The 13229-nt window shown below is 65.7% G+C and carries 12 protein-coding genes and 1 tRNA gene; 9 read left to right on the top strand and 4 right to left on the bottom strand.

Features of this window, described 5'->3' with window-relative positions:
* Positions 1 to 70: 70 nt before the first annotated feature.
* Positions 71 to 147, top strand: a tRNA-Asp gene (locus AB5Y51_RS10945).
* A gap of 276 nt (positions 148 to 423) precedes the next feature.
* Here the strand turns inward: AB5Y51_RS10945 and AB5Y51_RS10950 are convergent.
* Positions 424 to 756 carry a cupin domain-containing protein gene (locus tag AB5Y51_RS10950; protein WP_010675945.1) on the bottom strand — a complete coding sequence of 111 codons (333 nt, stop codon included), beginning with the start codon at positions 754 to 756 and terminating at the stop codon, positions 424 to 426.
* A gap of 206 nt (positions 757 to 962) precedes the next feature.
* Here AB5Y51_RS10950 and AB5Y51_RS10955 point away from each other — a divergent pair, with 206 nt between their 5' ends.
* The 4 genes from AB5Y51_RS10955 (at position 963) to dhaM (ending at position 4977) form a co-directional block, all read left to right on the top strand.
* Positions 963 to 2321 carry an NCS2 family permease gene (locus AB5Y51_RS10955; protein ID WP_368178432.1) on the top strand — a complete coding sequence of 453 codons (1359 nt, stop codon included), beginning with the start codon at positions 963 to 965 and terminating at the stop codon, positions 2319 to 2321.
* A gap of 228 nt (positions 2322 to 2549) precedes the next feature.
* The gene (dhaK, locus tag AB5Y51_RS10960) at positions 2550 to 3620 is read left to right on the top strand and encodes a dihydroxyacetone kinase subunit DhaK (protein WP_368178433.1); all 1071 of its coding nucleotides are present in this window, start codon (positions 2550 to 2552) and stop codon (positions 3618 to 3620) included.
* Between the two features lie 9 nt (positions 3621 to 3629).
* Positions 3630 to 4259 carry a dihydroxyacetone kinase subunit DhaL gene (gene dhaL, locus AB5Y51_RS10965; RefSeq protein WP_201895243.1) on the top strand — a complete coding sequence of 210 codons (630 nt, stop codon included), beginning with the start codon at positions 3630 to 3632 and terminating at the stop codon, positions 4257 to 4259.
* A gap of 1 nt (position 4260) precedes the next feature.
* A complete protein-coding gene (gene dhaM, locus AB5Y51_RS10970; protein ID WP_368178434.1) occupies positions 4261 to 4977 on the top strand; it encodes a dihydroxyacetone kinase phosphoryl donor subunit DhaM in 717 nt (238 codons plus the stop codon).
* Positions 4978 to 5037: 60 nt separating this feature from the next.
* On the opposite strand, the gene dhaR is transcribed toward dhaM, so the two are convergent.
* Both dhaR and AB5Y51_RS10980 read right to left on the bottom strand, forming a co-directional pair.
* Positions 5038 to 6939 (bottom strand): dihydroxyacetone kinase operon transcriptional regulator DhaR, encoded by a 1902-nt coding sequence (dhaR, locus tag AB5Y51_RS10975; protein WP_368178453.1) that lies wholly within the window; start codon positions 6937 to 6939, stop codon positions 5038 to 5040.
* Positions 6940 to 7011: 72 nt separating this feature from the next.
* Positions 7012 to 7905, bottom strand: a complete 894-nt coding sequence (locus AB5Y51_RS10980; RefSeq protein ID WP_368178435.1) for a LysR family transcriptional regulator — start codon at positions 7903 to 7905, stop codon at positions 7012 to 7014.
* A gap of 152 nt (positions 7906 to 8057) precedes the next feature.
* On the opposite strand from AB5Y51_RS10980, the gene AB5Y51_RS10985 reads away from it, so the two are divergent.
* From AB5Y51_RS10985 to AB5Y51_RS11000, 4 genes are all read left to right on the top strand, one after another.
* A complete protein-coding gene (locus AB5Y51_RS10985) occupies positions 8058 to 9074 on the top strand; it encodes an agmatine/peptidylarginine deiminase (protein ID WP_368178454.1) in 1017 nt (338 codons plus the stop codon).
* Between the two features lie 132 nt (positions 9075 to 9206).
* Positions 9207 to 10106: an N-carbamoylputrescine amidase gene (aguB, locus tag AB5Y51_RS10990; protein ID WP_368178436.1), complete on the top strand. Its 900-nt coding sequence runs from the start codon at positions 9207 to 9209 to the stop codon at positions 10104 to 10106.
* Positions 10103 to 11212: an extracellular solute-binding protein gene (locus AB5Y51_RS10995; RefSeq protein ID WP_042016493.1), complete on the top strand. Its 1110-nt coding sequence runs from the start codon at positions 10103 to 10105 to the stop codon at positions 11210 to 11212. The genes aguB and AB5Y51_RS10995 overlap by 4 nt, the downstream gene beginning before the upstream one ends.
* Positions 11213 to 11228: 16 nt before the next feature.
* A complete protein-coding gene (locus AB5Y51_RS11000) occupies positions 11229 to 12350 on the top strand; it encodes an agmatine/peptidylarginine deiminase (RefSeq protein ID WP_182956401.1) in 1122 nt (373 codons plus the stop codon).
* A 90-nt stretch (positions 12351 to 12440) separates the two neighbouring features.
* Here the strand turns inward: AB5Y51_RS11000 and AB5Y51_RS11005 are convergent, their stop codons facing one another.
* A complete protein-coding gene (locus tag AB5Y51_RS11005) occupies positions 12441 to 13145 on the bottom strand; it encodes an SDR family oxidoreductase (protein WP_010675934.1) in 705 nt (234 codons plus the stop codon).
* Positions 13146 to 13229: the final 84 nt, after the last annotated feature.

Genomic DNA, 13229 nt, shown 5'->3' on the forward strand with positions numbered 1-13229 from the left:
ACATGACCGGCTGCGAGGATGACACCTCATTAAGAAGCGGCAAATGATTTAGCGAAAGCTAACCGAATGCGGAGCGGTAGTTCAGTCGGTTAGAATACCGGCCTGTCACGCCGGGGGTCGCGGGTTCGAGTCCCGTCCGCTCCGCCACTAAATTGAAAGGCCTTCCCTGACGGGAAGGCCTTTTTGCTTTCTGGCGTCTGGATAAGAGATCAGGGAACAAGAGGCAACCACTAGGGCTGCGACTTGCCACTGGCAACTCGATCCTGCTCTGTTGTCCCTTGTGCTTGAGCCGGATTTTGTCCGTCTCTGCGTCCGTTATGCCACTAACAAGAAGCCCAGTCGATAGACTGGGCTTTTTCGTTTCCACGCTCTCCTCTTCGATCTTCACAGCAGAAACCATGGTCTTCTGGAGTCGTAAGCTTGTTAGTAATAGACGCAGAGCCAGACGGTTGTCTCGGTCGGATGGGTCCACTCCACCCTGTGCTGAAGGTGCGCCGGGATGTTGATGTAATCCCCCGGCCCCAGATGGACGCGTTCCTGTACCCCGGTATCCGGTGTGATGAAGACCAGGATGGCCTCTCCCTGCACCAGCAATACCCATTCGTGTTCATCCTGATCGAACCACTCTCCGGTAGGGGTCTGCTGTCCCTGGGAGAGAATGCGCTCGATACGAACATTGTTGGTGCTGACCAGATCCGCGAACACTTCACTGGGCAGGGGGGAGGGGATCTGGCCAAGCAGGTTGCCTGTGTGCATGGGCTTCTCTCCGGTAGATGGGAACGTGGCTAGCTAAGAGTGTAGAAGCTTGGGATGGGCCGCTCTCATGGAAAATGAGGCTTCCAACGAGCCCTTTTATGAAAAACTTCGGGGAAATGGGGGCTTATCCGCTGCAATCTCGCCAAATTCTTGCTATTTTGCGCGCCAGCAAGCAAACGATTTCCTTCACACTTTCAGGATGAACTATGGCAACGCAACAAACGACGGCCCGCGCCGGCAATGGCGGGTTTCTGGATTCCTATTTCTCCATCAGCCAGCGTGGCAGCACGGTGCGACAGGAGCTGCTGGCCGGGTTGACCACCTTCCTGGCGATGGTCTACAGCATCATCGTCGTGCCGAACATGCTGGGCGCAGCCGGCTTTGAGCAGGGCCCGGTGTTTGTGGCCACCTGTCTGATCGCCGCCTTCGGCTCCCTGCTGATGGGGCTCTGGGCCAAGCTGCCGATGGCCATCGGTTGTGCCATTTCTCTCACCGCCTTTACCGCCTTCAGCCTGGTGCTGGGTCAGGGGCTGAGCATTCCGGTCGCGCTGGGCGCCATCTTCCTGATGGGGGTGCTGTTCACCCTGATCAGTGTCACCGGCGTGCGCCAGTGGATCCTGGACAACCTTCCCTCCGGCATCGCCCACGGTACCGGCATCGGTATCGGCCTGTTCCTGCTGCTGATCGCCACCAACGGGGTCGGCATGGTGATCAAGAATGAAGGGGCTGGCCTGCCGGTGCAGCTCGGCGAGATCACTGCCTTCCCGGTCATCATGACGGTGCTGGGTCTGGCTGCCATCTTCGGCCTGGAGCGCCGCAAGGTGCCGGGCGGCATCCTGATGGTGATCATCGCCATCTCCATCCTCGGCCTTATCTTCGATCCGAAAGTGACCTGGCAGGGCTTCTTCGCCATGCCGAGCCTGAGTGGTGAGAATGGCTCCCTGGTGGGCAGCATGGATCTGCTGGGCGCCCTCAATCCGGTGGTGATTCCGACCGCGTTGGCGCTGGTGATGACCGCCGTATTTGACGCCACCGGCACCATCCGTGCCGTGGCCGGTCAGGCTGGCCTCATCAACGAGCGTGGTCACATCATCAGCGGTGGCAAGGCCCTGACTGCGGACTCCGTCAGCAGTATGGTGGCGGGCGTGGTAGGTGGTGCTCCGGCAGCCGTCTACATCGAATCTGCCGCAGGGACCGCTGCCGGCGGCAAGACAGGTCTGACCGCCACTCTGGTCGGCGTGCTCTTCCTGCTGATGATCTTCCTCTCCCCGCTGAGCTATCTGGTACCGGCCTACGCCACCGCACCGGCCCTGATGTATGTGGGCCTGCTGATGCTGGGTAACGTCACCAAGCTGGACTTCAACGACTCGGTCGATGCCCTCTCCGGCATGCTGTGCGCCGTCTTCATCGTGCTCACCTGCAACATCGTCACCGGCATCATGCTGGGCTTCGTGGCCCTGGTGGTCGGCCGCCTGTTTGCCGCCGAGTGGAAGAAGCTCAACATCGGTACCGTCATCATCGCCGTGACCCTGGTGATCTTCTACGCCGGTGGCTGGGCCATCTAATCTTCACACTATCGAGAAGGGCCCTGCGGGGCCCTTTTTCATGGCTGTGAGGCGGCTAACACTTTCCCGGATCTTCCCCATCCGCTCGTTTCAGATTGAAACGTCAGGCTTTGTTTGCTGTTTCAGATCCGAACCGAAACCCCTGTCATTTTTATCCCCCTATGGCTCGCTAGACTGGCTGCATCAACCATCTGTCCACCCGTGTGGTGGCAAGCCAAGGAGTGAGCCATGAAGAAGCTGATCAACGCTGTCGATGCCGTGGTCCGTGAACAACTGATGGGGATGGCCGCCGCCCACCCCGAGCTCAAGGTGCGAATCGAACCCCACTACATCACCCGCGCCGACGCCCCCGTGACGGGCAAGGTGGCGCTGGTCTCCGGCGGCGGCAGCGGCCACGAGCCCATGCACGGTGGCCTGGTGGGCAAAGGAATGCTGGATGGTGCCTGCCCCGGCGAGATCTTCACGTCCCCGACCCCGGATCAGATGTACGAGTGCGGTCAGGCCGTCGACGGCGGCGCCGGCGTGCTGTTTCTGGTGAAGAACTACACCGGCGACGTGCTCAACTTCGAGACCGCGGTCGAGCTGCTGCACGGTGACGGGGTCAAGGTGGGCTTCGCCCTCATCGATGACGACGTGGCGGTGAAGGACAGCCTCTACACCGCTGGCCGCCGTGGTGTTGCCACGACAGTGCTGTGCGAGAAGCTGGTCGGTGCCGCCGCCGAGGCGGGCTACGATCTGGCGCGCTGCGAGGCGTTGGCCCGTCGCATCAACAACCAGAGCCGCACCATAGGCGTGGCCATGCACGCCTGCACCGTGCCTGCTGCCGGCAAACCCTCCTTCACCCTGGCTGACAACGAGGTGGAGTTCGGCGTGGGCATTCACGGCGAGCCGGGCATCGAACGCCGTCCCTTCACCGACCTCAACGCCCTGGTGGACGACATGTTCAAGGAGCTGACCGACAACAGCCCCTATGGCCGCACCCTGCGTCACTGGGATCGTGCCTCCGGCAGCTGGCAGGAGGAGCACACCTTTATCGAGCCGCTCAATGGGGGTGACAGGGTCATCGTCCTGGTCAACAGCCTCGGCGGCACCCCCATCTCCGAGCTCTACGGCGTCTATGGTCGCCTCGCCACCCTGTGCGAAGAGGCGGGTATTCATCTGGTGCGCAACCTCATCGGCCCCTATTGCACCTCTCTCGACATGACCGGCATCTCCATCACCCTGCTCAAGGTGGATGACGAGCTGATGACCCTGTGGGATGCCCCCGTTCACACCCCCGCCCTGCGTCGCGGCTGCTGAGGAATATTCATGTTAAGCAAGCATCAGATCGTCAACTGGCTGCTCGACTGCGAGCATATCTTCACCGAGCAGCGTGACTACCTCACGGCGCTGGATACCGACATCGGCGACGGCGACCACGGCCTCAACATGCAGCGCGGCTTTGCCAAGGTGGCGGAGAAGCTGCCCGCAGTGGCGGACAAAGACATCGGCCAGGTGCTCAAAACCACCGGCATGACATTGCTCTCCTCGGTCGGCGGCGCCAGCGGCCCCCTCTACGGCACCTTCTTCATCCGGGCGGCGGCCAGCAGCGATGCCTGCCAGAGCCTGACCCTCGGCCAGCTCGGCAAGATGCTGAGCGACGGGGTGGAGGGGATCATCTCCCGCGGCCGTGCCGAGCCGGGTGACAAGACCATGTGCGACGCCTGGTGGCCCGCTCTGGCCGCCCTGCAGCAGGCTGAACAACAGGGCCTGCCGCTCCCCGAGGCGCTGGACAAGGCGGTGGCTGCCGCCGCAGCCGGCACCGAGGCCACCATCCAGATGCAGGCCCGCAAGGGGCGCGCCAGCTATCTTGGTGAGCGCAGCATCGGCCATCAGGATGCGGGGGCCACCTCGACCCTGCTGCTGCTGACCGCCCTGCGTGACAGAGCGAGGTTGTGACATGATCGGCATCGTAGTGGTCTCTCACAGCGCCATGCTTGCGGCCGGTTTGAAAGCCCTGGCCGATCAGCTGGGCAGCCCGGCGAAGCTGTTGCTGGCGGCCGGGGTCGATGACCCCGCCCATCCCATCGGCACCGACGCCATCGCCGTGATGAGTGCGATGGAAGAGGCGGACGACGGCAGCGGGGTGCTGGTGCTGATGGACTTGGGCAGCGCCCTCCTGAGCGCCGAGACCGCCCTCGAGCTGCTGCCCCCCGAGCTGAGCGCCCGGGTGCGGCTCAGCCCCGCCCCGCTGGTCGAGGGCACTCTGGCCGCCGTGGTGGCCGCTGGCGCAGGCCTGACGCTGGACGAGGTAGCCGCCGAGGCGCTTGGCGCCCTGGGCCCGAAACAGGGAATGCTGCCTGCCAGTGCGGCGCAGGTCACCACGGAGGCAGCCCCCGTTGCCGATGACGGCTGGCTGCGCTGCGAGGTGGTGGTGGAGAATCCCCACGGCCTGCATGTGCGCCCCGCCGCCCGACTGGTGGCGGCACTCAAGCCCTTTGCCGCTGAACTCAGGCTGCAAAAGGGGGAGAAAGAGGCGAATCCCCGCAGCCTGAGCCGGCTCGCCATGCTCGATGTGCGCCAGGGGGACAGGCTCATCCTGCTGGCGCGAGGTGAGGATGCCGGGGCGGCGCTGAGCTGCTTCCAGCAACTGGCGCAGGCTCGCTTCGGCGACTGAAACATTCCCCCATCCGGGCCCCGTCACGACGGGGCCCGCTTTTTTTGAGGGGCGTTCTGGTCAGTGGTGGTAGTCGGCGGGATCGATGTCGAGCAGTTTGAGCCGCCGCCAGAGGGTGGTGCGGCTGATCCCGAGCTGGCGCGCCATCTGGCTGACCTGGCCCTTGCTGGCACGGGCGGCCCGCAGGATTGCCTGATGCTCCAGCTCCGCCAGGGTGAGCAGCGGCTGTCCCACCACCTCGTCCGCCAGCAGGCAATGACCCTGGCGGATGGCGGCCGGGAGCGCCCGGGGCGGGATCTGTGCCTCACTGCAATGCAGCAGGGCGTACTCAATGGCGCTGCGCAGCTCCCCCAGGTTGCCGGGCCAGGGGTAGGCCAGCAGGCAGTCGAGGGCGTCAGGGGTGAACTGGCGCCCCGATTCGCCCCCCTGCACCGTCAGGTGCTGGCGGATGAGGCCAGGCAGATCGGCGCTGCGCTCCCGCAGGCTCGGCAGCCAGAGTTCGCACCCTTGCAGCGCATAGAGCAGCTGGCGCCCGAATTCCCCCTCCTGCACCCGCTGCTCCAGCGGGGCGCTGCTGGTCGCGATGATCCTCACCCTGAGGGGCAGGATGCGGGCGGAGTCGAAGCGCTGGATGCGCCCCGTCTTGAGCAGTTGCAGCAGGGCGGCCTGCATGGGGGCGGGCAGGCACTCCACCTGCTCCAGCACTAGCGTGCCACCGTGAGCCAGCTCGAACTTGCCTGCCCGCTCCTGCCCCGCCTCGTCGGACCCCATGAGTTCTAGCGCCATCCGCTCCCTCGGCCATGCCTGGCAGTTGAAGATGACCAGGGGACCGGCGGCTCGCTCGCTGCCAAAGTGGATGGCCTCCGCCAGCTGGGCCTTGCCCACCTCCTCCTCCCCCCGCAGCAGGACGGGGCCCTGTCCCCTGGCCGCCTGGCGGGCGTGGCGCAGCAGTTTGCGCATGGCGCTCGACTCCCCCACCAGGGCGGAGAGCTCGGGCACCGTCTGGCGCAATTGATGAATGGCGCGCAGCCGATCGGTGGGATGGAGCAGGACGATGAAGCTAACCCCGTCCGGCCCCGGCAGGGGCTTGAGGCTCACCAGGGCGTCGATGAAGGCCTCGCCCCGGGTCTCCCGCCGCTCCAGCGTCACCTCCACATGGCTCAGGGGGGTCATCTCCGCGATGGCCAGACGCAGGCGCTGGGGCATCAGCAGATGGTGATCGAGGGGCTGGCCCAGGCAGACAGCCGGGTCGAGTTGCAGCCGACTGGCCGCCAGGGCGTTGAGGTAGCGCAGCCGCCCCTGGGGATCCCAGGCCAGCACGCCGTCTTCCATGCCATCCAACAGGGCATAGAGCTCGCTCAAATGGTGCTGGGACTCCTGCATCAGGCGCTCCATCTGCAGCAGATTGGCCAGCTCACGGCCGGCGCTGACGGTGAGCGCGAGATCCCCCGGCGCGGCCTCTTCCACCCGGCAGATCAGGGCCACGATCGCCACCTGGCGACCGGTGCTGTTGTAGACAGGGCTGGCACAGCAGTGCCAGGGGTGGAGACGCTGGTTGAAGTGCTGGGGGCCGCTGACGCAGAGCGGCACCCCCTCCAGGGCCGCCAGGTTGACGGCATTGGTGCCGATGCGTCCCTCGCTGAAAAACGCGCCTGGGCCAAAACCGAGTGCCGCCAGCGCCTGCAGGGTATCGGGGTGGCCGGTCCGGGCCAGCAGGCAACCGCTCTCGTCGGTGAGCAGCAGGGCGCAGGGGCGCCCCTCCATGAACTCGTAGAGATCCTCCAGCGCCATCTCGCCGGTGGTGAGCAGGTCCCGTTTGCGCTGGCGCAGGCTCTCCAGGGTCTGCCCTCTGGCGCAGTGGGGAGGATGCCAGAGGGACGCGCTGGTCTGGTGGGCACAGCGCAGCCAGGAGGCCTGCAGGTGCTCGGGCCAGGACGAGAGGGGCTGGGGGACGGATGGCATGGTCACGGCGATATCCGGCAAAAGGGAAGGGGCCATTTAATCACCCTTGCCGCCCCGATTCAGTGACCGCTCTCAGAGTGTCGCGTCCTTGCCCCGGGTGGCAGCCTCTGCGGCAAACTGCTGCTGGAGCCATTGGCTCACCGCCCGGCACTGGGGGCTGCCTTCGCTCTCCTGATGGATCAGCATGTTCCAGTTCGGCCCGGCCACCCGGTGGGACGAGAGGGGCAGCAGCCACCCCTGTCGGCGTGCGTCGCGAGAGAGCAGCTCGCTCGCCAGCGCCACCCCGAGCCCGGCGCTGGCCGCATCCTGCAACAAGCCGGGATCGGAGAAGTTGAGCCCCTGGGTCTGCAGGTGCAGATCGTCGCCGCCCTTGAGGGTCCAGTGGTGCCAGTCCATCTCCCGCTCCCCGTGCAGGGTGGTGCGCTCCTGCGCGGGCTGTGACAGCACGGCCGGGCTCGCCACCGGCAGCAGCCGATCCGCCAGCAGCGGCTGATGGCGACATTCCGCCTGGGGAGCCAGCCCCCAGCGCAGCGAAATGTCGATGGTCTGCTCGGCCATGTTCGGCGTGTCGTCGCTGGTGAATAGCCAGAGATCGATGCCCGGATGCTGGCGGTGAAGGTCGGCCAGCCGGGGCAGCAGCCAGAGGCGGGCGATGGTGGTGCTGGTGTTGAGCACCAGCTGGTTCGGCTTGCGGTACTGCTCGAGGCGCTGTATTCCCACCGCCAGTTGCAGCAGCACCTGCTGGGTCGTCTCCAGCAGATCCTGGCCCGCGTCGGTCAGGGCGACGGAACGTCCCTGGCGGTGAAACAGAGGCTGGCCAAGCAGCTCCTCCAGCGAGCGGATCTGCTGACTGATGGCAGACTGGGTGAGGTGCAGCTCCTGGGCCGCCTGATGAAAGCTGCCGAGCCTGGCCGCCGCCTCGAAGCCGCGCAGCACGTTGAGAGGGGGCCAGTGTTTGAACATCATTGATTAGCTCCGCTTATCACTTTTATCGAAAATCGATCGTTTGTTACCCATCAACGGGGAGAATAGTCTATTCCCATCGTCAATAACCTTAATAGTACCTAATCAGAGAGGCTGAGATGTGCGAGCAGGGAATGAGGGCTGTGGGCTGGTTCATGCCAGCGGAGTGGTGCCGGCACGCGGCGACCTGGATGGTCTGGCCGCACAACAAGGCGCTGTGGGAAAACGGCTGGGGCGTAACCCTGCCCCAGGTGCAGCAGGACTTCGCCCGGGTGGTCAATGCCATCGCCCGCTTCGAACCGGTGAACCTGGTGGTGGATCCCGCCGCACAGGCGGAGGCTCGCGCCCTGTGCGGCGACGGGGTGCGCTTCATTCCCCTGCCGGTGGATGACAGCTGGTGCCGTGACTCCGGCCCCACCTTCATCTGCCATCCCGAGTTTGGCACCGCCGGGATCAGCTGGCGTTTCAACGCCTGGGGCGGCAAGTCGGCCCACGGTCTGGACGAGGGGCTGGCGCGACGCGTGCTCAACAGCCTGGAGCTGGAGTGCATCGGCAGCTTCCTCGCCAACGAAGGGGGCGCCATCCATGTGGATGGGGAGGGCACCCTGATCACCACGGAGTCGGTGCTGCTCAACAGCAACCGCAATCCCGGCATGACCAAAGTGGAGATCGAACGGATCTTCAGCCGCCTGCTCGGCATCGAGAAGACTATCTGGCTGCCGGGGGATCCGGACCACGTCACCGGTGACATGACGGACGGTCATGTGGACGGGGTCTGCGCCTTCAGCCGCCCCGGCCACCTGCTGGTGGATGCCACCCTGGACGGGCACTCCACCTATGGCCGCGTGGTGCGGGAGAACCGCCGAGCCCTGGCCCTGGCCACCGATGCGAGAGGTCGCTCCTTCGAGTGCCTCGAGCTGTTCGAGGCGAGCGAGGCGGTGGATGCCGAGGCGGAGGTGTTCTGCGCCTCCTACACCAACTTCTACCTCGCCAACGGCGCCATCATCATGCCCGCCTACGGCGTAGGCGCGGACGAGGCGGCTGGGGAAGTGCTGAGGCGCGCCTTCCCGAACAGGCAGCTGGTGCCGGTGCGCATCAACCAGTTGGCCCACGGCGGGGGCGGCATTCACTGCATCACCCAGCAGCAGCCGGCCTGGCCGGTGCAGGGGTAAGCGTTTGGAGCGGCCTCGTCAGGCGTCTGCGAGGCCTCATGACGGGATCAGGGAGGAGAGATTCATGAACAAGGTCGTCGCAACCATGCAGTTTGCCTGTCAAGGGGAACGCGTGTCAGGGAGGGTATCCGGATGAGCAAGATCGTTGTCGCCACCACACAATTCGCTTGCAGCTGGGAGCTGGAGCGCAATCTGGACACAGCGGAGAGCCTGGTACGGGAAGCCGCCGCCAGGGGGGCCAACCTGGTGCTGTTGCAGGAGCTCTTCGCCACCCCCTATTTCTGCATCGAGCAATACCACGGCCATCTGGCGCTGGCGGAGTCGTTCGAGCAGAGCCGGGTGTTGCGCCGCTTCTCGGCCCTGGCGCGGGAGCTGGGGGTGGTGCTGCCCATCAGCTGGTTCGAGCGCGCGGGCAATGCCTACTTCAACTCCCTGGCGGTGGCCGATGAGGATGGCCGGCTGCTCGGGGTCTATCGCAAGACCCATATCCCGAACGCCATCGGCTATCAGGAGAAGGAGTATTTCAGCCCGGGGGACACGGGGTTTCGGGTCTGGGACACGGCCGCTGGCCGCATCGGGGTCGGCATCTGCTGGGATCAGTGGTTCCCGGAGGCGGCCCGCGCCATGGCGCTGCAGGGGGCCGAGCTGCTGCTCTATCCCACCGCCATCGGCTCGGAGCCGGGGGCAGAGGGGCTCGATTCGCGGGATCACTGGCAGCTGACCCAGCGCGGCCATGCCGCCGCCAACATCATGCCGGTGATCGCCGCCAACCGGGTGGGCCACGAGGTGGCGACCCGGGATCCCGAGTTGCAGATGCGCTTCTATGGCTCCTCCTTCATCACGGATCACAAGGGGGCCCTGCTGGCCGAGGCGGACAGGGATACCCCGGGCGTGCTGGTGCGGGAGCTGGATCTCGCCGCCATGGCCGAGGAGCGGCTGACCTGGGGCATCTACCGGGATCGTCGCCCCGAGATGTATGGCGCCTTGCTGAGCCTGGACGGACGCAGCCATCGGGGAGGGCGTCCATCATGAGCGCCTTGACCAAGATAGCCACGGCACTGGCCCTGCTGCTGGGTCTGGGGGCCCAGGCCGCAGAAGGGGCGGGGGAGGCGACAGAGGAGAAGGTGCTGCGCCTCTACAACTGGTCCGATTATTTCGCCCCCGATACCCTGAGCGAATTCACCCGGGAGACCGGGATCCGGGTCATCTACGACGTGATGGACAGCAGCGAGACCCTGGAGGCCAAGCTGATGGCGGGTCGCAGCGGGTATGACCTCATCTTCCCGGGGGACACGGTGGCGGAGCGGCTGATGCGGGCGGGCAGCCTGCAGCCCCTCGACAAGGGCAAGCTGCAACACCTGGGGGACATAGACCCCGGCCTGGCGCGGTTGCAGCAGGCCTACCCCCATGCGAAGGAGGCTGTGGTGCCCTACACCTGGGGCACCATAGGGCTCACCTACAACGCGGACGCCATCCGGCAGAGGATGCCGGATGCCCCGGTCAGCAGCCTGGACATGCTGTTCAAGCCCGAGCTGGCGGCGAAATTTGCAGATTGCGGCATCTCGGTCATCGACTCCCCGGACGAGGTGCTGGCGGTGGTGCTGCACTATCTTGGGCGGGATCCCCGCAGCGGCAAGGCGGACGATCTGGAGGCGGCCCTGGCCCTGCTCAAGGGGATCAAGCCCTATATCCGCAAGTTCCAGTCCCAGCCGGTGACTCAGCTGGTGAACGGGGATCTCTGCCTCTCCCTGGGCTACAGCGGCGACATGACCCAGGCCAGGCGCGCCGCCGCCGAGGCGGGCAAGCGGGTCGACTTCGAATACCGATTGCCGAAGGAGGGGAGCACCATCTGGATGGACACCATGGCGATCCCGGCGGATGCCCCCCATCCTGACTATGCCTATGCCTTTATCAACTTCGTGATGCGCCCGGCCAACATGGCAGCCATCACCAACAGCACCGGTTATCCGACTGCCAGTGCCAAGGCCAGACCCATGGTGGATGCCACCATGACGGCCAACCCGGATATCTACCTGGACGAGGCCAGCTACCAGCGGCTCATTCCGGGTCAGGATATAGCACAATCCCAGATGCGTGCCCGCATGCGAGCCTGGACTCGCTTCAAGAGCAGCCTCTGAACCCAGGAGTAGAACGATGTTTTCCCGACGCCACGTATTGAAACAGCTGGTTGCCCTTGGCGCCATTGCCGGGTTTGGCAGCCTGCCCGGTGCCCGCGCGGCCTTCGCCGCCGGCGAACCCGGCGCCGCCGCTCGCTACCACATGCCGGAGGAGTCCTCCCCCCAGGCCCTGGTGTGGGTGGCCTTCGGGGCCACCAGCGAGATCTGGGGTCGCCACTACAAGGAGGTGCAGGCCACCATAGGGCGGCTGGTGCAGGCCATGGTGCCCTACACCCGGGTCAACGTGCTCTGCCACGAGGATGACGAGGCGCTGGCGCGCCAGTTGTGCGGCGAGCGCAACACCCACTTCGTCCACGCCGAGATGGATGACATCTGGCTGCGGGATACCGGCGGCGTCTTCGTGCAGGACGAGCAGGGAGGGCTCGGGCTGGTGGACTTCAACTTCAACGGCTGGGGTGACAAGCAGGAGCACAGCCATGACGCCAGGGTCGCCGCCCTGGTGGGCCGGCAGACCGATGCCTATTACCTGCAGAGCGAGCTCATCGGTGAGGGGGGCGGCATCGAGGTGGATGGCAACGGCACCGCCATCATGACCGAGAGCAGCTGGATCAACAGCAACCGCAACCCCGGCCTCACCAAGGCGCAGGTGGAGGCGGAGCTCAAGGCCAACCTGGGGCTGCGCAAGATCATCTGGCTGCCGGGGATCAAGGGCAAGGACATCACGGATGCCCACGTGGACTTCTACGCCCGCTTCGTGCGCCCCGGGGTGGTGGTGATCAACATGGACAACGATCCCGACTCCTACGACTACAAGGTGACCCGCCAGCACCTCGCCATCCTGCAGCAGGCGACGGACGCCGACGGCAACAAGCTGGAGCTGCATCAGCTGCCGCCGCCCCTGGGCGGGCGGGACAACAAGTTCAGCCGCAGCCCGGACTTTGCCGCCGGTTACATCAACTACCTGCCCATCAACGGCGCCGTCATCGCTCCCCAGTTCGGGGATGCCAGGGCCGACCGCCATTGCCGGGATCTGCTGGCCAGCCTCTATCCGGGGCGCAAGATAGTGCAGATAGACATAGACCCGGTGGCGGCCGGGGGCGGCGGCATCCACTGCATCACCCTCCATCAACCTGCCTGAACTTACGCGCAGGCCGCCTCTGACGGTGTGACGCAGGACAAGGGGCGCCTCGGCGCCCCTTGTCCTTGCTGGCGTTCCATGGCGCCTCGCTCAGATCCCCGTCATGCCGATCTCGTCGAGCTGGACGTGAGGGGGTTGGCGCAGGGTGTAGAGCACGGCCTCGGCCAGATCCTCCACCTGCAGCCAGCCGGGCTTGCGATCGGCGGCGCAGGCCGGGGGCGGCACCTGCACCAGCCCGGGACAGAGGGTGTGGACCCGGATGCCCTGGTGCTGCACCTCTTCCCGCAGTGCCCGGGCGAACCCCAGGACCGCAAACTTGGCGGCGCAGTAGACGCTGGCCCTGGCATAGCCGTGCCTGGCGGCCTGGGAGGCGATGTTGATGACGGTGCCGTGGCGGTTTGCCAGCATGTCCGGCAGGCAGGCCCGGGTCAGCAGGAAGGTGCCCTTGGCACAGGTATCCATCACCCTGTCCCACTCCGATTCCGGCAGATCCTGCACCAGGTGGTCGCTGCCGACCCCGCTGTTGTTGATGAGCAGATCGACGGGGCCGAGCCGCTCCCGGATCCGGGCATGGCCGTCCCGCACCTGATCGCCGTCGCACACATCCAGCGCCAGTGCCATGACTCGCACCCCGTATCGTGCCTCCAGTCTGGCCGCTTCCTGCTCCAGCAGCCCCAGGCGGCGGGAAGCCAGGATCAGTTCCACCCCCTGGCTGGCCAGGGCCTCGGCGATGGCCAGTCCAATGCCGCTGGCGCCGCCGCTGATGAGGGCCCGTGTTGCTCTCAGTTCGTTCATCTTGTGTTCTCCTCCAATGGTGCAGGCATTGTGGCGGGCGCCTTCGGCAGGGAACAGGGGAGGGGAAGGAGTGATTCGAACCCT

Source organism: Aeromonas sp. R7-1, assembly GCF_040908115.1.
Lineage (GTDB): Bacteria > Pseudomonadota > Gammaproteobacteria > Enterobacterales > Aeromonadaceae > Aeromonas > Aeromonas caviae.